The sequence below is a fragment of the Streptomyces sp. NPDC041068 genome, assembly GCF_040647455.1.
GTDB lineage: Bacteria > Actinomycetota > Actinomycetes > Streptomycetales > Streptomycetaceae > Streptomyces.
This window is the reverse complement of the sequence record NZ_JBEZCG010000001.1, coordinates 175,904-197,088: the sequence shown is the minus strand read 5'-3', so window position 1 is coordinate 197,088 and position 21,185 is coordinate 175,904. Positions and strand designations below refer to the sequence as shown.

General features: G+C 71.3%; 15 protein-coding genes. 7 read left to right on the top strand and 8 right to left on the bottom strand.

Features of this window, described 5'->3' with window-relative positions:
- Position 1: 1 nt before the first annotated feature.
- The 8 genes from AB0B50_RS00610 to AB0B50_RS00575 form a co-directional block, all read right to left on the bottom strand.
- Positions 2–985 carry an NAD-dependent epimerase/dehydratase family protein gene (locus tag AB0B50_RS00610; RefSeq protein ID WP_362323379.1) on the bottom strand — a complete coding sequence of 328 codons (984 nt, stop codon included), beginning with the start codon at positions 983–985 and terminating at the stop codon, positions 2–4.
- A complete protein-coding gene (locus tag AB0B50_RS00605; protein ID WP_362323376.1) occupies positions 978–2,282 on the bottom strand; it encodes a nucleotide sugar dehydrogenase in 1,305 nt (434 codons plus the stop codon). The genes AB0B50_RS00610 and AB0B50_RS00605 overlap by 8 nt, the downstream gene beginning before the upstream one ends.
- A 77-nt stretch (positions 2,283–2,359) precedes the next feature.
- A complete protein-coding gene (locus AB0B50_RS00600) occupies positions 2,360–3,145 on the bottom strand; it encodes a creatininase family protein (protein WP_362323373.1) in 786 nt (261 codons plus the stop codon).
- 10 nt (positions 3,146–3,155) lie between these two features.
- Positions 3,156–4,088 carry a dihydroorotate dehydrogenase gene (locus AB0B50_RS00595; RefSeq protein ID WP_362323370.1) on the bottom strand — a complete coding sequence of 311 codons (933 nt, stop codon included), beginning with the start codon at positions 4,086–4,088 and terminating at the stop codon, positions 3,156–3,158.
- Positions 4,085–4,630 carry a nucleoside 2-deoxyribosyltransferase gene (locus tag AB0B50_RS00590; protein WP_362323367.1) on the bottom strand — a complete coding sequence of 182 codons (546 nt, stop codon included), beginning with the start codon at positions 4,628–4,630 and terminating at the stop codon, positions 4,085–4,087. The genes AB0B50_RS00595 and AB0B50_RS00590 overlap by 4 nt, the downstream gene beginning before the upstream one ends.
- Positions 4,627–6,057 carry an aldehyde dehydrogenase family protein gene (locus AB0B50_RS00585; protein WP_362323364.1) on the bottom strand — a complete coding sequence of 477 codons (1,431 nt, stop codon included), beginning with the start codon at positions 6,055–6,057 and terminating at the stop codon, positions 4,627–4,629. Before AB0B50_RS00585 ends, AB0B50_RS00590 begins: the two co-directional genes overlap by 4 nt.
- 301 nt (positions 6,058–6,358) lie before the next feature.
- Positions 6,359–7,840, bottom strand: a complete 1,482-nt coding sequence (locus AB0B50_RS00580; protein WP_362323361.1) for a condensation domain-containing protein — start codon at positions 7,838–7,840, stop codon at positions 6,359–6,361.
- Between the two features lie 608 nt (positions 7,841–8,448).
- Positions 8,449–9,075 carry a response regulator transcription factor gene (locus tag AB0B50_RS00575; protein ID WP_362323358.1) on the bottom strand — a complete coding sequence of 209 codons (627 nt, stop codon included), beginning with the start codon at positions 9,073–9,075 and terminating at the stop codon, positions 8,449–8,451.
- Between the two features lie 976 nt (positions 9,076–10,051).
- Between AB0B50_RS00575 and AB0B50_RS00570 the strand changes: the two genes are divergently transcribed.
- From AB0B50_RS00570 to AB0B50_RS00540, 7 genes are all read left to right on the top strand, one after another.
- Entirely contained in the window at positions 10,052–11,821 is a 1,770-nt protein-coding gene (locus AB0B50_RS00570; protein WP_362323355.1) for an ABC transporter ATP-binding protein, read from the top strand.
- The gene (locus tag AB0B50_RS00565) at positions 11,821–13,692 is read left to right on the top strand and encodes an ABC transporter ATP-binding protein (RefSeq protein WP_362323352.1); all 1,872 of its coding nucleotides are present in this window, start codon (positions 11,821–11,823) and stop codon (positions 13,690–13,692) included. The genes AB0B50_RS00570 and AB0B50_RS00565 overlap by 1 nt, the downstream gene beginning before the upstream one ends.
- Positions 13,676–15,208, top strand: a complete 1,533-nt coding sequence (locus tag AB0B50_RS00560) for a class I adenylate-forming enzyme family protein (protein ID WP_362323349.1) — start codon at positions 13,676–13,678, stop codon at positions 15,206–15,208. The genes AB0B50_RS00565 and AB0B50_RS00560 overlap by 17 nt, the downstream gene beginning before the upstream one ends.
- Before the next feature lie 359 nt (positions 15,209–15,567).
- On the top strand, positions 15,568–17,298 hold the full coding sequence (locus tag AB0B50_RS00555) for an AMP-binding protein (protein ID WP_362323346.1): 1,731 nt from the start codon (positions 15,568–15,570) through the stop codon (positions 17,296–17,298).
- Positions 17,295–18,569, top strand: coding sequence for a pyridoxal phosphate-dependent aminotransferase (locus tag AB0B50_RS00550; RefSeq protein WP_362323343.1), 1,275 nt, complete (start codon positions 17,295–17,297; stop codon positions 18,567–18,569). The genes AB0B50_RS00555 and AB0B50_RS00550 overlap by 4 nt, the downstream gene beginning before the upstream one ends.
- On the top strand, positions 18,562–20,013 hold the full coding sequence (locus AB0B50_RS00545) for a lysine 2,3-aminomutase (protein ID WP_362323340.1): 1,452 nt from the start codon (positions 18,562–18,564) through the stop codon (positions 20,011–20,013). The genes AB0B50_RS00550 and AB0B50_RS00545 overlap by 8 nt, the downstream gene beginning before the upstream one ends.
- A complete protein-coding gene (locus AB0B50_RS00540; RefSeq protein WP_362323337.1) occupies positions 20,010–21,152 on the top strand; it encodes an acyl carrier protein in 1,143 nt (380 codons plus the stop codon). Before AB0B50_RS00545 ends, AB0B50_RS00540 begins: the two co-directional genes overlap by 4 nt.
- Positions 21,153–21,185: the final 33 nt, after the last annotated feature.

Sequence of the window (21,185 nt, the reverse complement as noted above, 5' to 3'; positions counted from 1 at the left end):
CTCACGCTCCGTTCCCGCGTGCCGCGATGTCCCGGGTGTACCACTCGCAGGTGCGGCGCAGCCCCTCGCTCAGGGGCACCGCGGGGCGGTAGCCGGTCAGTTCGCGCAGCCGGGAGATGTCGGGCAAGCGGCGTGCGGGGGACAGCGGGGGCGCGGGGTGGACGTCGAGCGCCGGGTGCCGCCCGATGGCATCGAAGACGCTGCGGGCCAGGTCCCTGATGAGGATCTCCTCCTGGTCGTTGCCGACGTTGACCAGCAACGGCTCCTTGGTCGGCAGGGCGGTCAGCGCGGTGATGGCCTCGACGGCGTCGTCGACGTGGCAGAACGCGCGGGTCTGGTCGGCGCCGTGGATCTCGAAGGGGTCGGCGCCGCCCAGCAGCCGCTCGATGAACTGCGGGATCACATGGTCGTATCCCATCCGGGGGCCGTAGACGTTGTGGAAGCGCACCATGCGCAGGGCGAAGCCGTGGGTGCGCGCGTAGGTGCGGCACAGGAGCTCGCCGGTGATCTTGCTGAATCCGTACGAGGAGCGGGGCACCGTCAGGTCGGGCACCGTCAGCGGCACGTCCTCGTCGGTGGGGACGGACGCGATGCCGGCCTCGACGCTGCCCGCGTAGGCCTCGCTGGACGAGGCGAAGCAGAGGGTGGCCCCGGTCAGGCCGGAGAACCAGTCGAGGAGGTGGACGGTGGTGAGCAGGTTGGTGCGCAGCACCCGCCGGGGGTTGTCGTTGGACTCGGCGACGCCGACGACGGCGGCCAGGTGGTAGACCTCGGCGAAGTCGTCCGCGAGCAGTCCGTCGGGCACGGGGGTGGTCAGGTCGTGCTCGACGAGCCGCACCGTGCCGAGCAGTTCGGACAGCTCCGCGTCGGAGCGGCCCCTGCTGAAGTCGTCGAGCAGGGTGACCTCGCACGTCTTTGCCAGGCGGCGGGCCAGATGCAGGCCGATGAAGCCCGCTCCTCCGGTGATCAGGATCTTCTTAGGCACGGCCGAGCCTCATCGCCTTCGTCGAGGGCGGGAGGACCCGCCAGGTGTCGTAGACCAGTGCCGGGTCCGCCATGCGCGCCACCAGGCCGGCGGCGTCGATGTCGCCGTAGCCCGGATGGTCGTTCAGGAGGACGGCCGCGTGCACGCCGGTGAAGCCCTCGGTCAGGTCGACCGCCCGGACGCCCAGTGCCTCGATACGGGCGTCCGGCACCACGAAGTCATGGCCGACGATCTCTTTGACACGCCCCTTGAGGAACGGCAGCAGCCGCTCGTAGGGGGCTCCGCGCAGATCGTCGGTCTCGGGGCGGCCCTTGTAGGCGAAGCCCGAGATCAGGATCCTGGCCTCGGCCGGGTCCCTGCCCTGCTCCCACAGCGCGCCCAGGACGCGTTCGCCGACCCGGCGCGGCATGGACTCGTTGAGCGCGCGTGCCGCGGTGATCACCTGGGGCGTGTGGTCGTACGCGGCGACGGAGTGCGCAAGCAGGTACGGGTCCTTGGTCAGGCAACTGCCGCCGACGAAGCCCGGCTTGTGCAGGGTGGGCCGGGGATAGCCGAGGTTGGCGGCGTCGATGACCTCCCGCGCGTCCAGGCCGAGCTTCTCGGTGATGAGAGCGACCTCGTTGCCGAAGCCGTAGATCAGGTCGGTGTGGCAGTTGCAGACCAGCTTGACCAGTTCGGCGCTCTCCAGCGAGGCGACGGGCACCACCTGTTCGGTGAGGGTGCCGAAGAACTCCCCCGCCCGCTTGCCCGCCTCGTCGCTCAGGCCGCCGACGATCTGCGGCAGGGACAGCAGCTCCGCAAGGGCCTGGCCCTGGATGGTGCGCTCCGGGCAGTAGGCGATGAGCGGTTCGGGAATCCTGCGGTCCAGGATGGGCAGCACCAGGCCCCGCGAGGTGCCCACCGGCACCGTGCTGCGCACGATGACCAGCGTGGTCTCGTCGATGCCCGGCGCCAACGCCTCGGTGGCGGCCCGCAGATGGCTCAGATCAGGTGTGGTTCCGCCGGCCTCGATCGGCGTGCCGACACAGATGACGACGACGGGCGGCAGCTTCCGCTCGCCGATGTCGGTGGTGACGGCGAAGGCACCGCTCGCCGCCTTGGCCTTGATCTGCTCCTCGACACCCGGCTCGGCCAAGTCGAGGACGCCCCGGGCGAGTTCGTCCGCCGCCTTGGGGTTGATCTCGTATCCGAGCACGCTTCTGCCCGTGCTCAGCAGCGCGGCGGCGAGTGTGACGCCGACGTAGCCAAGACCCACGACACACACGTCGTAGTCCTCGTACGGCTTGGTCGATGGCATGACATGACTCCCTGGAGGTGGCATGGGAAGGGGGTGTCGCCGGTACGTCGAATTCCTGGGCCGGTGCCTGTGTCCGCTCACGCGTCCCGGGGCGGTTTGCCGAGGAGTTCGACGACGCCGTCGACCAGGTGCCAGAACAGGCGCTCCCCCAGTTCCGCGGAGGCGCCGACGGCGGAGGACAGCACGCCCTGATTCGAGATCTCGTCCACGTCGACGGGGTGCCGGTACACCCCCGCGGGCGGCGGCGAGGAGTGGCTCGGGCGCTCCGCGCGGACGACGTCGGGGCGCAGATACATCATCAGGCTCGTCTCGGTCAGGCCCGCGTGCTCCGCGTGCCATCCCGGGAAGTGCGGGATGTGCTCGCCGAGCCAGGCCTCGGTGACCACGCTCCACCAGCTGAACGCGACCACCTCGGTGTCCGCGAAGAGGGCGTCCTGAGCGCAGCCGTCGATGGCCTCGAGGAGCAGGCCCTCGTTCTCGTAGTGTCCGTTGACCACGACGAGCCTGCCGAGGCCGAGGCGCGAGAGGGACCTCAGACAGTCCCTCACGTAGTCGATGAACGCGGTGCCGCCGATGTGCACGGTCCCCGGGAAGTGCAGCCCGCCCCCGCTCTGCGGCAGCGACCTGGCCGAGAGCGGCTGGCCCGGCAGCAGCAGCCCGCCGGCCTCCGCGACCACCTGCCGGGCCAAGGCGTCCGGGATGTCCATGTCGACCGACAGCGGGAGGTGGGGGCCGTGCTGTTCGAGGCCTCCCACCGGCCAGACCAGAGTGGCCCCGTCCGTGGTCCCGAGCACCTGCGGGCTGGTCAGGTCTCCGTAGAGGGGTACGTTCGTGGTGCGTCGGCGCATCGTGTGTTGGCGCATCGTCCTCACCTCATGACCTCTTGACGCTCCGTCCCACCAGGTCCGCCACCGTGCCGCCGCGCGCGGCCAGCCAGTCGTCGAAACCCCGGCGGATGCCGCGGAGGGTGGCGTGCATGTTCCGGTGCAGAGCCGTGTAGACCTGAACGGCATCGGCGCCCACGCTCAGGTACTCCGCCACGTCCGCGGCGTCCTCGACTCCCCCGCTCGCCATGACCGGCACGGTCAGCCCGTCGCGGCGCAGGCCGAAGATCTCGGCGAGCACGAGCGGTTTGATGCCGGGCCCGGAGTAGCCGAACGCTCCTCCCAGGCGCACCTCGCCGGTGTCGGCGTCGACGGCAAGGCCGACGATCGTGTCGCTCAGGGTGATCGCGTCCGCGCCCGAGGCCATCGCGGCGTCGATGCGCTCGCGCACCCGCTCTCCGATCGCCAGCTTGACGCTGAACGGCACCGAGGTGCGCTGCCGTACCGCCTCGGTGTACGCGGCGACGCGCTCCGGAGTGTCCTCCGGGCCGCCGCCCTCCTCGTTCAGGCACGAGATGCCGAGCTCCAGGGCGCCGCTGCCCGAGGCGGTCACGCGCTCCGCCAGATCGGCGAGTTCGGCCGGGGAGTCCGCGTGCACGGAGGCGATCACCGGCAGTCCGTCGTCGGAGAACCGGCGCAGCATCGCGCACCAGTCATCCACGGAGCGGCGGGAGTACGTGGTGCTGTTGAGCATGCCGGTGGGCAGGCGGAGCAGGCGTTCGTTGCCCGAAGGACCGGGGTTGGGGTGGATGGTCTTGGTGACCACGGCGCCCGCCCCGCCCTCGAACAGCCGACGGATGTTGCGTTCCTGGTCGGTGAGCAGACCGGAGCCCACGACGACGGGGGACGTCAGGCGCAGCCCGAGCACCTGCCCGGCGTCGGCACCCTCGGGAGTGCTTCCTCCCTCCTCGGTGACCGTCACGTCGACACCACGGCCGCCCGGCCCAACTTCTCGACGAGACGGAGCAGTTCGGCGGGGTTGGCGCCCGCCTCGGCCAGGTCGAGGACGGTGACGTCGGCGACGGAGGGCAGCCCGCGCAGCAGGTGGCTGGCGTTGGCCGCCAACGGCACAGGGGTGACGACGACGATGGGCTTGCCCAGGGCGGAGGCCCAGCCGAGCTCGACATGGGTGCCGTCGGTACGCATCAGTTCACCGGCACCGTCCACGGGGAGGACCGGTACGAACACGTCGCAGCGGCGCATCCAGTCGAAGTCGCGCACACTGACCTGGTCGGGCGAGAACAGCGGTGTGTCCACACCGAACTTCTCGACGACATGGGCGGAGAAGACCGTGCCGTGCACGGCCGACGCGGCAGCGATGATGTCGCGGATCGCGTGCCGCAGCGGCTGGTGGAATCCGTCGTCACGGATCGCGTGCTGAATGGGGCCGCCGACGAAGACGCTGACTCCCGTCAGGTCGATGCCCTCCGTGCCGTCGACGCCGGCCACCGTGCTGTCACTCATGACATCTCCCGATCTGCTTGGCGAAGCGCGATGTGGTGCACCTTGAGTTGCGTGTACTCGTCCAGACCCCAGTCGCCGTACTCGACGCCGATCCCGGAGTGCCGGTGACCGCCGAAGGGCACGTCGTGCCGCAGATCGCCGTGGGTGTTGATCCACACGGTTCCGCACTCCGGCCGTCCGGCCAGGGCTCTCGCCCGGTCCTCGTCGCCCCACAGGGAGCAACCGAGGCCGTACGGCGATGCGTTGGCCCGAGCGATCACCTGCTCCGGGTCGTCGTAGGGGATGACGGGGACCACCGGGCCGAACTGCTCCTCCTCTTCGAGGAGGCTGCCGGGCGGCAGGTCGGTGACGACGGTGGGGGGATAGAAGTGGCCCGCCCTGTCGAGGACATGGCCGCCGGCCAGGACCCGGGCCCCGGCGGCCACGGCGCCGTCCACCATGCCCGCGACCCGCTCCAGCTGGGCACGGCTGACGAGCGGACCGTACTCGGTGGCCGGGTCGAGCCCGTCACCCACGACGGCCGATTCCGCCATGTCCGCCATGGCCTCGGCGAGTCGGCGGTGCTCGGCCCGGGGCGCGTAGACGCGCTTGACCGCGGCGCAGAACTGCCCGCTGTTGGTCATGGCCCTGCCGAACAGGTCCCGTGCGACGGCCAGGACGTCCGTGCCGGGCAGTACGACGGCCGGGTCGTTGCCGCCGAGTTCAAGGACGACCCGCTTGAGGTCGGCCGCGGCCTGCCGGGCGATGGTGCGGCCCGCGCCCACCGAGCCGGTGAACGAGACGAGCCGGACCGCGGGGTGGACGGTGAGCCGGGCGCCCAGCTCCGCGCCGCCGGACACGACCGTGAACGTGCCTGCGGGCAGGATCTCGTTCAGGACCCGGCCCATCATCAGGCTGGACATCGGTGTGTCGGGCGAGGGCTTGAGGACCACGGTGTTGCCGGCCAGGAGCGCGGGGGCGATCTTGCAGACGGCCAGCAGAACCGGATAGTTGGAGGGGGCGATCGCGGCGACGACACCGTGGGGCACGCGCTCCAGGCCGACGCGGGCACCGGGCTCGTCGACCAGCCGCTCCGGAGCCAGGTCCAACCGCGCGGTGTGGGCGAACCAGTCGGCCGCGAGCACGACTTCGGCCCGGGCGTGCTTCAGGGGTTTTCCCTGCTCCCTGGTGAGCAGGTCGGCCATCGGGTCCACCACGGCCAACAGGGCCCTGCGGCACGAGAGAAGCCGGTCGCGGCGGTCCTCCAGGGGCGTCGCCGCCCAGCCGGGGAAGGCGCGGGCCGCGTCGTCGAGCAGCCGGTCGAGCTGTTCCGGCGTACACCCCGGAGCCTGGGCGAACACCTCGCCGAGCGCCGGGTTCTCGACCGGCGTCGGTCCATACCGCGCGGCCCCGGGGCCGTGCGCGAGTTGATCAACAAATGCGGACATGTGTTCCCTTGACGAGGGGGTCGCTGAGGGGCGGTTGCCGATTGCTGAAAGTGAGGTTGCTGAAGGGCCTTGCCGAAAGGGCCTTGCCGAAAAGAGGCGGGCCGGTACGGGGCACCGGAAGAGCGCTCCGATCCCGGTACCCACGCCCGGAAGGCGGCGGACCCTGTGGGTCGCTGTCCGGCATCCCGCTGCCGGATCCTGGCGCCTTCCGCCTGACCTACCGTGATCCGGACGGCCCGGAGAACAGTCTTACGGGGACCCCAGTGATCCAACACCCCCACTTTGGGCTAGGGCCATTCGGCTACTCCGAAAGCCCGGTCCGATGCGCATGGCGGGGCCCGGCGGCCTCCGGGGACGATGTACGCGTGGGGTGCGCGGGGCGGCCGTGCCCTTCCGCCCCCGCGGCCCGCGCCCCCGCTTCTTCGGCGTACGCGACGAGCGAGCGCTCCATGTCGTACAGGAACCCGTGGACCTCGGACGGGGTGAGCGCCCGGTGGTCGGCGTTGAGCACCAGCCGGTTCCAGCCCGGTTGCTCGTCGTCGATCACGAGGAAGAAGGTCTCGCCCTCCTCGAAGTCGTCGGGTGCGACGACGGTGTCGGCCATCGCCGCCCGCAGGGCGGCGCCCGACACCTCGACGGGCCCCTCGGCCGCTTCGGGCAGGGCGTGTCCCTCCCGGACGTCGTTGAAGCAGTACGAGAGGTCGACCGGCACATCGGGCCCGTGGGCGGAGGCGATGAGATCCGCCACCTCGTCGGGGTCGTAGAGGCCGTTCGCGTGCGCGGTGGTGCACGTGGCGAAGGCACGGCGTGCGATGTCCTCGATGCGGTCGCCCTCCAGGCCGATGGTCACCGGAACCTCGGAGTGCAGATTGGCGACGGTCCCGCGCAGTTCGGGGTCCGACCGGTTGGCGGTGAGCAGGCGCAGCGCGCACGACGACAACCCGGCCCGACGGCCCAGGAGTTGCGCGATGACGGTCAGCAGGACCACGGAGGTGCTCACCCGCCAGCGCCGGGCGAGGACCGGCACCGCGAGTGCCACCGCCCGGGAGTTCATGCCGGCGCTGTAGCGGACCGGCCCCGTCAGGCCGCCCCCGGCGCCGTTGCACGGCGGGAACAGGGACGCGGGCGCGCTCGCGAGCTGTCGGCACCAGAAGGCGCGCGCCCTCGCCTGCAGGGCCCGGCCGCGCGGGGAGTACTCCAACTGTGCCTGTTCCACGGGCTGTCGGGACGGCACGGCGGGCGGCAGGGGGCGGCCGGCCGCACGCGCGTCGAGCAGCTGGGTCACCTCGTCGGCCAGCAGGCGCACGGACGTCAGGTCCACTGCGAGGTGGGACACGCAGAACGCGGCGAGCACCGGTGCGCCGTCGACGACGGCGACCATGAACCGGATCAGCGGAGCCCGCGCGGAATCGAAGGGGGTGTGCCGCATGCGGCCCTGCCAGGCGTGCAGCACGCCGTCCGGGTCCTCGTCGCGCGTGAGGGCCCACACCTCGGCCTCGAACTTCCCCGCCTCCACGACCTGTTGGACCAGGGAGCCGTCCGCGTCGCGGTGGAATCCGGTGCGCAGCGACTCATGGCGCCCGAGCAGTTCGGCGAAGACGTCGAGCAGGTCCTGTGCGGTTCCGTGGCCGGGCAGGGCCACCCAGTAGCACACGTCGTAGAAGGCCGCGTCGGGTAGTTGACGCTGCATCAGGTTCCAGATGTGCCGCTGCGCACAGGTGGCCGGCGCGGTGACGTTCCGTCGTCCGCCGAAGGGGACACGGTGCCGGACGAATGCGGCCACGGCTCGCTCCTTTCCAGCACGGTGAGGCGTGATGAGGGTGGTGATGATGCGGGGAGGTAGTGATGAGGTGAGGTGGTGACGAGGCGAGGTGAGGTGTGTGCGGCGCGCTGCCCTGCCCGGCCTGCGGGGTGGGCCCGTGGGGCGCGCGGCCGCGCGGCGGTGAGCCGCGTCGGGCCGGGTGCTGAACTCGGGCCTCGTGGTCGAACTCGGGCTTCGCGTTCGGGCTCGGGCCTCGCGTTCAGGCTCGGGCCTCGCGCCCGAGTCCGCGGGGAGCTGTCGCAGCAGGTTGCGCGCCCGGAGTCACCGTAGCGTCGGCTTCGTACCATCGTCACCCGCGCTTTCGGGGCTGCCCGTTCGGGCCAGGCCCGCCCGTTCGGGCCTGGCCGTTCGGGCGCGCCGAACGGGCGCCCGCCGGGGTCTTCCCCCACCGCCCGGACCCAACGACCATCGGGCACATGCGAGTTCGCCGACGCGCCGCACCTCGTGGCGTACGGAGGTGCGCAACAAACGGATCCCGCCCACCCGGCGCGACGAGCGTCACGGCACTGGCGACTCGGACGACCGAGCGGGCAGGGACATCACCGTCCACGGACGAGCGGACCGACCGGTCAGGCGATGAGACCGTTCTGGATGGCGGTGACCACGGCGGCCGTCCGGTTGGGCGCTCCGAGCTTCAGCAGCAGGCTGGCGACGATACGTTTGACGCCATGGCTGGAGATGCCGAGGCGCCGGGCTATCTGCTTGTTGCTCAACCCCTCGGCGAGCAACGGCAGCACCTCGCTCTCACGGCCGGTCAGGGAGCCGAGGCGGCGCCCACGCTGCTGCTCGGGATCCCGGACGCGGTGCAGAAGCGCACGGGTGACCGAGGTGGGCATGGGCACCTCCCCCGCCACGATGCCCTGGAGCGCGTCCTCGACCGCGGTGGCCGTCAACTCGCTCTCGACCAGAAACCCGTCGGGGACCGCGGGCCCCGCGAGGACCTCCTCCGACACATCGGTACTGCTGAGCAACAGCAGCACCTTTGGTCGTCGGCGCCGGGCGTCGAGGAGCGCGCCCCGATCCGGTACGTAGTCCTTCTCGTGCAGAAACAGGACGTCCACCTGGCTGGTACCTAAAGTGTCCTCCACTTCACCCCAGTCACCGCAGTGTCTGACCTCCCTCACCAAGGGGGTCGTCGACAGCGCGGCGCGCAGCCCGAGCTGCAGGAATCCGTTGCGTACGAGAGTGGTCACCACGAGCTGCTCTCCTGGGAACGGGGGGTGGCACAGCGTCTGGCTCACTCGCATTCCTCCTCACTGTCCGCCACGCGCCTCGGCGTGGACGGAGCGGGGAGACGACGCCGCCCCCCGCGCGGCCCACTGACAGGCCGTGGCCAACTCGCCACCGCACACATGCAATTGCGGCTCACTTGAACGCCCGTTTCAGCACTGGACCCTCATCACAGTACCCAGACGATTCAGGCGAGTTCAACCATTCAACTTGGCGGGATCCGATCAAGCCTGGCGGCTCGAAAATGTCGGAGCAGCACCACCTCACCCAACGATTTAATTTTCAACTCAATGGTATTTTCGCTGCTCGGGGGAGGACTTTCGTTTTCGGGTGAAAACAAGTAGCTTCCATGCCTGGGCACGCCAGGGACCGATTGCGTGCCACGGAAATCAGTGATGCCGCAGATACCACGTCCGACCCCACCAAAATAGCTCTGAGCAGGGACGATCCTCATCCGTCCGTGCTCGCCCACGGCCTCGGTCACCCTGCCTCACGGCACGTCGGGTGGTCCGCACACTCGCGCCAGGAGCCACGTGCGGATCCTTAACGCGACCCGTACGCCCGTGGCGTGCCCGCGATGGCACCCACGGGCAACGACCGCTTCCAGTGGCACTCCTCTTCCAGCCGAGCCGAATTTCAGCGGCGGCCGGAAAGCCCTGTGCGCCGTATACCCAGAAATTCGCTAAACGATGGCCGAAAACCATGCGTCGATTTCTTTTCGGACCCCTGCGGGCCCGAGGACGCCACGGCCCCCGACACGGAGAAGGAGCGCCGATGACCGCCGAGACCATTCCTGGCAGGGAGGACCCGGCCGACGCGACAGTCCCGCCCGGTCCCGAGTCCGGCACGGACAGAGGCGCGGGTACAGGCACAGGTACAGGCCCGGGTACAGGCGCGGGTACAGGTACAGGCGCGGGTTCAGGTACAGGCGCCCAGGGCAGCGTGCCCCGCTGGCTGCTCGCGCAGATGCGGCCCTTCAGGCCGTACATCGCTCTGTTCCTGCTGGGCAGCCTGGCCTGGCAGTCACTGACCGCGGCGATCCCCCTGGTCACCGGTCTGGCCTTCGACGCCGTCCTCGACCAGGACGACGGAGCACCCGACTTCGGCACCTTCCACGCCATCGCCGCCGGACTTCTCGCGCTCGTGGTCGTCCGGGCACTGGGCGGCATCATGTCCACCTACTGCCTGGAGTCCTTCGCCAGCGGCCTGGAACGCAACGCGCGCGCCCAGGTCTTCGCCAGCCTGCTCCGCAAGAGCCAGGGCTACTTCAACCGGCGGCGGGTCGGCGATCTGTCCGCCCGCGCCACCGGCGACGCGGAGTCGCTCAACCTGATGGTGTCGCCCGGCTTCGACCTGGCCGTCGACCTCGCGCTGAACATCCTGATGCCGATCGTCTTCATCGCGCTGGTGGACCCGCGGCTGCTGCTGTCCCCCGGCATCTTCGTCCTGCTGTTCGCCCTGGCCCTCGCCGAACACGGGCGGCGCCTGGAACCCGTGTCCGACCTCGCACGGGAGCGCTTCGGCGACATGACGGCCCAGGCCTCGGAGAGCATCGCCGGGATCGAAGTGGTGGGGTCGACCGGCGGGGCCGGCCAGGAACGCACCCGGTTCGCCGCGCTTGCCCGGTCCTACCGGGACGCCTCCGTACGCCAGATCCGCACCCAGGCGCTCGCCCTTCCCCCGCTGCTGCTGACCCTCGCCACCGTCGGCGCACTGGTGCACTCCGTGATCCTGCTGCACACGGGGTCCCTGAGCATCGGCGAACTCGTCGCCGTACTGGGCCTGATGGGAACCCTGCGGGCCCCCACCCAGCTGGCGTCCTTCAGCCTCGGGCTCATCTACCTCGGCATGGCGGGAGCACAGCGCATCAAGGAGGTCGTCGACGACCCCGAGGGCGAGGACGAGCGCGGCGGCCACCACGTCGCGGCCATCACCGGCCACGTCGCCATGGAGAACGTCACGTTCGGCTACGAACCCGGCAAGCCGGTGCTGCGCGACGTGTCGTTCCGCGTGGCCCCCGGCACCACCGTGGCCGTCGTCGGGGCCACGGGCAGCGGCAAGTCCACCCTGCTGCATCTCCTGAACCGCACCTACGCACCGGACGAGGGGCGCGTCCTGATCGACGGCGTCGCCACCACCGACTGGGACATCGGTTCGCTGCGCTCTCGCATCTCGGTCATCGAGCAGGACGTGGTGCTCTTCTCCCGCACCATCGCGGAGAACCTCAGCCTCGGCTCGGACAGCGGCACCGACCGCGCCCGCATCGAGAGCGCGGCCCGCATCGCCCAGGCACACGACTTCATCATGGCGACCGAGAACGGCTACGACACCGTCGTCGGTGAGCGCGGTGTCACGCTCTCCGGCGGACAGCGCCAACGCGTCGCCATCGCCCGCGCGTTGATCGCCGATCCCCGGATCCTCGCCGTGGACGACGCGACCAGCGCCGTCGACAGCGCCACCGAGTACGAGGTGCAGCGCGCCATGCGACAGGCCTCGGACGGGCGCACCACGTTCCTGGTCACCCCCAGGCTGTCCCGCATCCGCGCCGCCGACCACATCCTCGTCCTGGACGCCGGCCGGATCGTCGACCAGGGCAGCCACGAACAACTCCTGCGGGACTGTTCCCTCTACCGCCGGATCTTCGCGCCCTACTTGAGCAAGCCCGCGCCCACCGGTCCGGACACCGCGGGCGCCGAGGAGGAGAGCCGCTGATGGCGCATCTGCTGGAGGGCATCGAGCCGGACGCCTACGACCGCCACTACGGCGACCGTGAGCTGACCCGCCGTATCGCCCCGTACTTCCGCGGCAGGGGCGGGGCGGTGGCCTTCGTGACCATCGCCGTGATCATCGCCGCGACGGCGGGCAGCGCCGTCCCCCTGTTGCTGGCCAGGACCGTGGACTCCGCCCTGGCGGACGACGGCGACGGCAAGCTGGCCCTGCTGGTCACGGCCATCCTCGGCGCGGGCATCGCCGCCTGGCTGCTCACCCTCCTCCAGGAGCGCGCCACCGGAGCGCTGGCCGGTGACGTGGTGCTCAAGCTGAGGGAGCGGGCGTTCGCCGCGGCCATGCGCCAGGACATGGCGTTCCACGACGCCCATCCCACCGGTGTGGTGGTCAGCCGCGTCACCAACGACACGCAGGCGTTCGCGACCCTGATCAGCCTGGTGCTCAGCCTGCTCGGCCAAGTACTGATGATCCTGATCCTGTTGACCGCCCTCTTCGTGATCAATGTGCCGCTGGCCCTGGTGACGGCTGTGGTGGCCGCGGTCATCGTCGCCGTCAGCCTCGCCTTCCGGCGCGCGGCGCGCAGCGCCTCGCTGCGGCAGCAGCAGGCGCTCGCCGAGGTCAACGGATACGTACAGGAGACGCTGCGGGGCATCGCCGTGGCCCGCAACCACAGCCACCAGGAGTCCGCGCTGGCCGGGCTGCACGAGGTCAACCACCGGTGGTTCCGGGCCAGTGTGCGGCTCAACCGCCTGTTCAGCGGCATCTTTCCGCTGCTGATCTCCCTCACCGGCCTCGGCACGGTCGCGGTGGTCCTGGTGGGCGGCCACGGCGTCGACGCGGGCTCCGTGTCGGCGGGCGAGTGGGTGCTGTTCCTCGAGGCCCTTGCCCTGTTCTGGTCACCGCTCACCAGCATCGCGTCCTTCTGGAGCCAGCTCCAGCAGGGCCTGGCCGCGGGAGAGCGGGTCTTCGCCCTCGTCGACCGCGAGTCGACGGTGCGTCAGCGCGACCGGGTCCCCGTGCCCCGCCTGCGCGGCGAAATCGCCCTGCACGGCGTCGACTTCGGCTACGACGCCGAACATCCCGTACTCAAGAACGTGAGCCTCACCATCCCCGCGGGCCACACCGTGGCACTCGTGGGCCACACCGGGGCCGGCAAGTCCAGCGTGGCGCGGCTGATCATGCGCGCGTACGAGTTCCAGAAGGGGAGCATCGAAGTCGACGGGCTCGATGTACGCACCCTGGACCTGGAGCAGTACCGGCGCTGTCTCGGTGTGGTGACGCAGACGCCGTTCCTCTTCTCCGGGACGGTGGCGGACAACATCGCCCGTGGCCGACCGGACGCCGGGCGGGACGAGATCGAGGCCGCCGCGCGCGCGGTCGCGGGCGGCGACTGGCTGGAGCAGCTCGCGCAGGGCCTGGACACCCCCACCGACGAAGGCGGGCGCAATCTGTCCACCGGCCAGCGGCAGATCGTCGCTCTCGCCCGCGTCTTCCTCCAGGACGCCCCCGTCCTCATCCTCGACGAAGCGACCGCCAGCATCGATCCCCTGACGGAGGCTCAGATCCAGGAGGGTCTTGAGGCACTCGCCGCGGACCGCACGACCATCGTCGTCGCCCACCGTCTGCCCACCGTCCGCAAGGCGGACACGATCGTCGTCGTCGACGGCGGCCGGATCATCGAGCAGGGCGACCACGCCACGCTGCTGGCCCGCGGCGGCGCGTACCGCCACCTCTACGACCGCTACTTCCGCCACCAGCAACCCGACGAAGACCCCGCCGACCCCGCCGACGCCCCGGGCGTCCGGTTCGCCGCCCCGGGCGGAGAGGAGAGCGTGATCGATGGCCACCACGCCTGACATCGGAGCGAGCCACCTTCCGGCACATCTCGGGGAGTTGCTCGATGGAGCCGCCCGAGCCCGTCCCCACGCCGTCGCCGTACGCTGCGAGGACGACGTCCTCACCTACGGTGAACTGCACGCGAAGGTACGGGCTACCGCGCGCCGCTTCGGCTCGCTCGGCCTCACCGGGCACGGCGCCACGGGGCTGCTCCTGGAGAACACCCCGGACTCCGTCGTCGCCTTCCTCGCCGCCGCACGCATCGGGTTGCGCCTGGTCCCCCTCGAACCCGGCACGCCCCGCTCCCAACTCACCTCCGCACAGGAGACATTGGGGCCTCTGTCCGTAGTGGGCCATGCGGCGAGGCTCACCGCGCTGCACGGCACCAAGGGCGAGGATCCGCTCGACTGCCCCCTCGTCCCCGTGGAGGACCCGGGCGACGTACCTCCCGGGGGGAACGTCGGCGGCGAGCCGTCGCCCGCCGTGGGCGACGTGGGCGACGTGGGCGACGAGCCCTTCGTCCACCAGTTCACCTCCGGTTCGACCGGAGAGCCCAAGGCGGCCGTCCACACGCAGCGCAACCTCGTCAACGGCGCCGAGATCTACGCCCGCGCCTACGGCATCACCGAGGACGACCGCATCCTGACCGCCGTACCACTGCTGCACTCCTTCGGCATGGTCGCCGGACTGGTCACCGCCCTGCGGGCCGGGGCTCAGCTCGTGCTCCTCGGCCGCTTCACCCCCGCACGGCTGCTGCGGACCCTCGACCAGCACGCCTGCACGGTGCTTGTCGCCGCCCCCATGGTCTACGACCTGACGACGCGTGCGGCCGGCGCGGGCTCGCCTCCCCCTCGTCCGCCGCGCTCCCTGCGGCTGTGCCTCTCCTCGGGGGCCGCCCTGGCACCCGACGTTGCGCAGCGGGCCGAGGAGCGGCTCGGCCTCGACATCCAGCAGGTCTACGGCTGCACGGAGGCCGGAGTCATCGCCGCGCGGCGCCCCGGGGACGGCGCCGGTGCGGACCTCGGCGTGGGCCGCCCCATGCCCGGCGTACGCGTCCGGGTCGTCGACGAGCAGGGAGTCGAGGTACCACGGGGCGAGGAGGGAGCGCTGCTGGTACGGACCCCCGCGATGTTCACGCACTACCTCGGCCGCCCCGATGCCACCCGGCGGGCCTTCCGTGACGGCTGGTACAGGACCGGCGACGTGGCCCGCCTCGGCCCCGAGGGCCATCTGCACCTGATCGGCCGCAAGGACTCCTTCATCAACGTGGGCGGCAAGAAGGTGAACCCCCTCGAAGTGGAGCGGGTCCTGCTGGCCCACCCTTCGGTCGTCGAGGCGATGGTGTGGGGCGAGACGACCGGCGGCACCGGCGAGCGCGTGCGGGCCACCGTCGTCGCGCGGGCCACCCTGCCCGCGACGGAGTTGACGTCCCACTGCCGGGCCCGGCTCCTGCCTCATCAGGTTCCCGCCGCGGTCGACTTCGTCGACTCGCTGCCGAAGAGCTCCATGGGCAAGATCAGGCGCTCCAGGCGATGAAACGGACACGGCCACGTGGGGGTGTGGACGGGCCTTGTCATCCCCGGATTCTGGCCGAGTTTCGGCGTGCCCTTTCCCGCATCTCTCATCACGGCCAAAACCGACACACTCACCCAGAACTGGACGGCCGCAGTGCGGGTGTCTACCTCATCGGCACCAGTTGGCCTCACACCTTTCGGTCCTGGCGGCTCCGCGTCGGTCCGACCGACCGTGCCCGTACGGGCATTCCCGTGGATCCCGGGGGTGGCCGAGACGGACGGCCCGAGGGTGGCGTACGTGCGACGGTGGAGGCAGTCAAGTCCCGGAGAAGACAGGCAAAAATACAGGGCGACAGAGCGACAGGGAGAGAGACAACCGTCATGTCTGCCCAGGCGAACCACGACGCGATTGCCCTCCAACGACGCCCTGCCGAGCGGACCACGGCCGGCACAGCCGCCCCTCCCGCACCGCGCTCCCCCGACTCCGACTCCGGCGCCGACTCCGGCTCCGGAGAATTCCTCCACGAATTCCTGCTCGCCGCCGGTCGGTCGCATCCGCACCGCACCGCGGTGGTCGAGCGTGCGCCGGACGGCGCCCTGAAGTCCCTCTCCTACGAGGATTTGGCGACCCGGACGCAGGCCTGGGCAGGCGAACTGTCCGCGCTCGACGTCGGGGTCGGCGACCGGGTGGTGCTGGAGTCCGACAGCAGTTCCTCGGCGCTCGCCATGCTGATGGCCTGCTCGACGCTCGGCGCGACCTTCGTCCCCTTGAGCCCGCGGACCCCTTCCGCCCGGCGGCTCTCCATCGTCGGGATGACCGACCCCGTGCTGTATCTGTGCTCCGAGGAGGCGAACAGCGGGGACTCGAGCAGCGTTGACAACGTTGGCGGGCTCGCCGCGCTCCCGGCGCGGACCGGCCTCGGCCGGTTCGGCCCCCGCGGGTTGACCATCGAGCGGCCTCCCGCCGAGCGCCCCCGTCACCGTCGTTCCCCCGTCACCACCGACCCCGCGTACATCGTCTTCACCTCCGGCTCCACCGGCACCCCCAAGGGCGTCGTGATGAGCCACCGCGGATACCTCGGCTTCTGTCGAGGAATGCTGCGCTATGGAGTGGTCACCGAGGAGGACCGGGTCGCCAGCACCTCGCCCTTCCAGTTCGACTTCTCGCTGCTGGACGCGGGGCTCGCCCTCGGCACCGGGGCGACGCTGGTGCCGGTGCCGCGCGGCCTGCTGCGCTGGCCGCGCCGGTTCGCGCGCTTTCTGCGCGAGGCCGAGGTCACCCAGGTCAACGGCGTGCCGTCGATCTGGCGACCCCTGCTGCGGCACGAGCCCGAGCGGCTCGGCGAACTCGGCGCGGTGCGCGGCATCCTGTTCTCCGGCGAACGCTTTCCGCTGTCCGATCTGCGGGTGCTGCGGTCGGCGCTGCCCGGGATACGGATCGTCAACTGCTTCGGCAGCACCGAGTCGGTCGCCTGCTGCTTCAGCGACGTACCGGATCCGCTCCCCCGGGACGAGGCGGAGCTGTCCATCGGCCGCCCGCACCCCGGCGCGGAGATCCTGCTGATCGACGGCGAGGGGCACCCGGTGGACTCCCCCGGCACGGTCGGCGAGATCCATCTGCACAGCCCCGCGCTGTTCACCGGCTACTGGGGCGACCCCGAGGGCACCCGGCGCGCCCTCGTGCCCGACCCGCTCGATCCGCGCTCCGGCCAAGTCGTCTACCGGTCGGGGGACTTGGCCTCCTGGGGGCACGACGGCGAGTTGTACTTCCACGGCCGCGCGGACTCCATGGTGAAGATCCGGGGCAACCGCGTGGAGCTGGGCGCGGTGGAACGGCGCCTGTGCGCGGCGGCCTCGGCCGAGGCCGCCGCGGTCGTGGCGGCACCGCGCCACGGGGACGCCACCGATCCGGTGCTCACCGCGTTCGTCGTGCCCGCCCCGGGCGGTGCGCCCCTGGACCCCGGGGAGCTACGGGCCTTCTGCGGCCTGGAGTTGCCCGACTACATGGTCCCCGAGGAGCTGCACGTCGTCGATCAGCTGCCGACCAACCCCCATGGCAAGGTCGACCGGTCCGCGCTCCTCGCGCTGGCCGGGAGGGAGCGGGCCTCGTGACCGGACTGCGGCTGACCGGCTCCCGCGGGATCTCCCCCAACCTGGCCCTCGACGAGCTGGTGCGGGAGCGTCGGCGCAACGGCGAGTCCGTGGTGCACCTCGGGTTCGGCGAATCCCGGCTTCCGGTGTTCCCGCCCCTGGTGGAGCGGCTGACCGCGGGGAGCGGCCGCAACGGCTACGGACCGGTGCGCGGCGACCTCGCGGCCCGCACCGCGGTGGCCGGCTACTTCACGCGGCGCCGCATGGCGACCGAACCGGACCAGGTGGTGCTCGCCCCCGGCAGCAAGCCGCTCCTCGCGGCGTTGCAGATGTGCGTGCACGGCGACACCCTGCTGCCGCGGCCGTGCTGGAACACCTATCCTCCGCAGGCCCTGCTGGCGGGAAAGTCGGTGCTGCAGGTGCCGATCCCCGCCGGCTGCGGCGGTGTCCCCGAGCCCACGGCCCTGGCCAGGACCATTCGCTCGGCACGGGCGGACGGCCGCGATCCCCGCATCCTCGTCCTGGCGCTGCCGGACAACCCGACCGGGACCCTGGCCCCGCCCGAGCTGGTGCGGGAGCTGTGCGAGCTCGCCCGGCAGGAGGATCTGCTGATCGTCTCCGACGAGATCTACCGGGATCTGCTGCACGATCCTGCGCGGCTCGTGCTCAGCCCCGCCGAAGTGGCCCCGGAACGCACGGTGGTGACCACCGGGCTGAGCAAGAACCTGGCCCTGGGAGGCTGGCGGATCGGAGCCGCCCGGTTCCCGTCCGACGCCTGGGGTGCCCGGCTGCGGGACACGGTGGCGTCCTTCGCGAGCGAGGTCTGGTCCACCCTGGCCGGACCGATGCAGGAGGTGGCGGCCTACGCCTTCGCCGAGCCCCCGGAACTGCGCGCGTACCTCGACAGGGCCGCTCGTCTGCACGGCGCGCTGGCCCGGGAGGTGCACCGGGTCGTGACCGACGCGGGCGCCGAATGCCGACCGCCGACCGCCGGCTTCTACGTGTACCCGGACTTCGGACCCCGCCGGGAGACCCTGTCCCGACAGGGCGTCACGGACTCCGCGAGCCTTCAGCAACGGCTGCTCGACGCCCACGGCATCGCCGTGCTCGGCGGCCACCATCACGGCGACGATCCCGGCGCCCTGCGGTTCAGAGCCGCCACCAGCATGTTGTACGGGGACACCGCCGAGGAGCAGCTCGCGGCCCTGCACAGCGCCGATCCGCTCGCCCTCCCTCACACCGCGCAGCTGCTCACCGCGCTACGGAAAGGATTCACCGAGCTCTGTGACTGACCGTTCCTCCTCCTGGCCGCGCCTGCGGCAGGGCAGCCCCCAACCGCCCGAATGGAAGGATGACCGCACGGTGGCCCCGAGCGACACCGCGGTTCCGCGTTCCCTGGACGACCCGCGTTCCCCGGACAGCCCGCGTTCCCTGGACAGTCCGCCCCGATTCCGATCCTTCACCTCACGGCATCTGGACCGTCTCACCGCACGCGCGGGACTGTCGGCCGAGCAGCGGCTCGCCGTCCGCGCCGTGGCGGAGGTCCTGCCGTTCCGGACCAACAGCCATGTCGTGGAAGAGCTCATCGACTGGTCCGCGGCCCCCGACGACCCCATCTACCGCCTGATCTTCCCCCAGGAGGACATGCTCCCCGCCGCGGACGTCGCCCGGATCGCCGACCTGCTGCGCAGCGACGCGCCGCACAAGGAGATACGGACCGTCGCCCACCAGGTGCGGATGCGCCTGAACCCGCATCCGGCCGGGCAGTTGGAGCTGAACCGCCCGGCTCTCGACGGGCGGCGCCTCGACGGGATGCAGCACAAGTACCGCGAGACGCTGCTGTTCTTCCCCCGCCAGGCCCAGACCTGCCACGCCTACTGCAGCTACTGCTTCCGCTGGGCCCAGTTCGTCGGCGAGGAGGAGCTGCGGATCGCCGCCGACGGCGACTCGGAGCTCCTCGTCGACTATCTGCGCGCCCACCCCGAGATCACCAATGTGCTCTTCACCGGCGGCGACCCGATGGTGCTGAGCCCGGCGGTCCTGCGCCGGTACGTGGAGCCGCTGCTCGCCCTCGATCAGATCGAGTCCATCCGGGTCGGCACCAAGGTCCTGGCGTTCTGGCCGCGGAAGTTCGTCTCCGACCCGGGCGCCGACGACCTGCTGCGGCTCCTCGAACAGGTCGTCGCGGCAGGCAAGAACATGGCGCTGATGGCCCACTTCTCCCATCCCCGCGAGCTGGCGCCGCCGGTGGTCGAGCAGGCGGTCGCCCGCATCCGCGACACGGGCGCGGTGATCCGCACCCAGGCGCCGCTGATCCGCACCATCAACGACGACGCCCGGGTGTGGGCCTCGATGTGGCGACGGCAGGTGCGGCTCGGCATGGTCCCGTACTACATGTTCGTGGAGCGCGACACCGGTCCCGTGGACTACTTCGCGGTGCCGCTGGCGCGTGCGTACCGGATCTTCCGCGACGCCTACGCCGACGTCCCCGGCCTCGCCCGCACGGTGCGCGGTCCCTCGATGTCGGCCACGCCCGGCAAGGTCGCCGTGGACGGGGTCGTCGAGCTGCTCGGGCAGAAGGTCTTCGCCCTGCACATGATCCAGGCCCGCGATCCGGCCCTGGTCGGCCGGCCCTTCTACGCCCACTACGACCCCGCGGCCGTCTGGCTGGACGATCTCAAGCCCGCCTTCGACGACCGGTTCCCCTTCGACGAGCCCGCGGAGGCACTGCTGTGAACGGCGAGTTCCTGCAAGGGCGAGCAGGCCTCTTCGACTGTCTCCAGGCCAACCTCGGGGTGCTTGCCGATCGACTGCACGGCGTCGGCACCCATCTGCGTCTGGGCGCGGTCCTGCGGCTGCGCCCGCGCCCCGGGCCCGACGGACTGCCCACCGTCGAGCCGCCGGTCGAGGAGGTCCTCGCGGACGCCGCCGATCTGCTCGGTCTGGCCGTCGCCGAGGAGTGGCCGCGGGCGGACGGCGCGTGGGCCCGCCCGCTGGACGGACCCGTCTGGGTGGTCGCCGACGCCTACCACCTGCCCTGGGTGCCCTATCACCGGCAGCGGCACATCGAGCACAGCTTCCTGGTCGAGCCGGGTGGTGACGGCCCGGCCGTGACCGACGCCTATCTCAACGACACCCCGTGGGGCGCGGCGCGCCCGCAACGGCTCGCGTTCGGCCGGGACGAGCTGGCCGCGGTCCTCGACGCCGATTCCGGCCCGGCCCGTGCCTTCCGGTTCTCCCCCGTCGACCTCGGACCGCTTCCCGAAGAGGCCGAGCCCCTCGACGACACTCTGGTCGACGACTACCTCCACTCCTACGCCGAGCACCCGGACCGGAAGGCGGCGCTCGACCGATTCACCATGGAGACCTGGCTCCTCGCCCGCTCGCGGCGGCTTCGGGCGACGTATCTGGGCGAGCACGCCGGGCAGCGGGTCCCGCAGCCGGTGGAGGAGCATCTGGGCCGGTGGGACGGCCTGGTCGAGCACACCTACCTCGCCTCGCGCAGGGTCGCGCGCGGCCGGGCGGAACCGCCGGGGCTGCTGACCCGGGCGGCCGAGGCGCTGCGCGGCGACGCGGTGCTGCTCTCCGCCAAGGGATGGGAGTCCGACGGCTCCCCGGGCGCCCCGGAGGAGATCACCGCGGCGGTGGAAGGGACCGTCCGGCAGGTGCTCCGGGTCCAGGAACCGCTGGACGCCGACGCCGACCTCAGGGCACTGCCCGCGTTCAACTCCCTGCGCATGCTGGAAATCGTCGACCGGCTCGAGGAGACCTTCGCCATCGAGTTCGGGCCCGGCGAGCTCGTCCCCGAGAAGCTGCACCGCGTCCGCGACCTGTCGCGGCTGGTCCGGCGAACGATCGACGGCGGAACCGGGTGAGTCCGGCCGCGACACCGACGGAGAAGGGTTGCA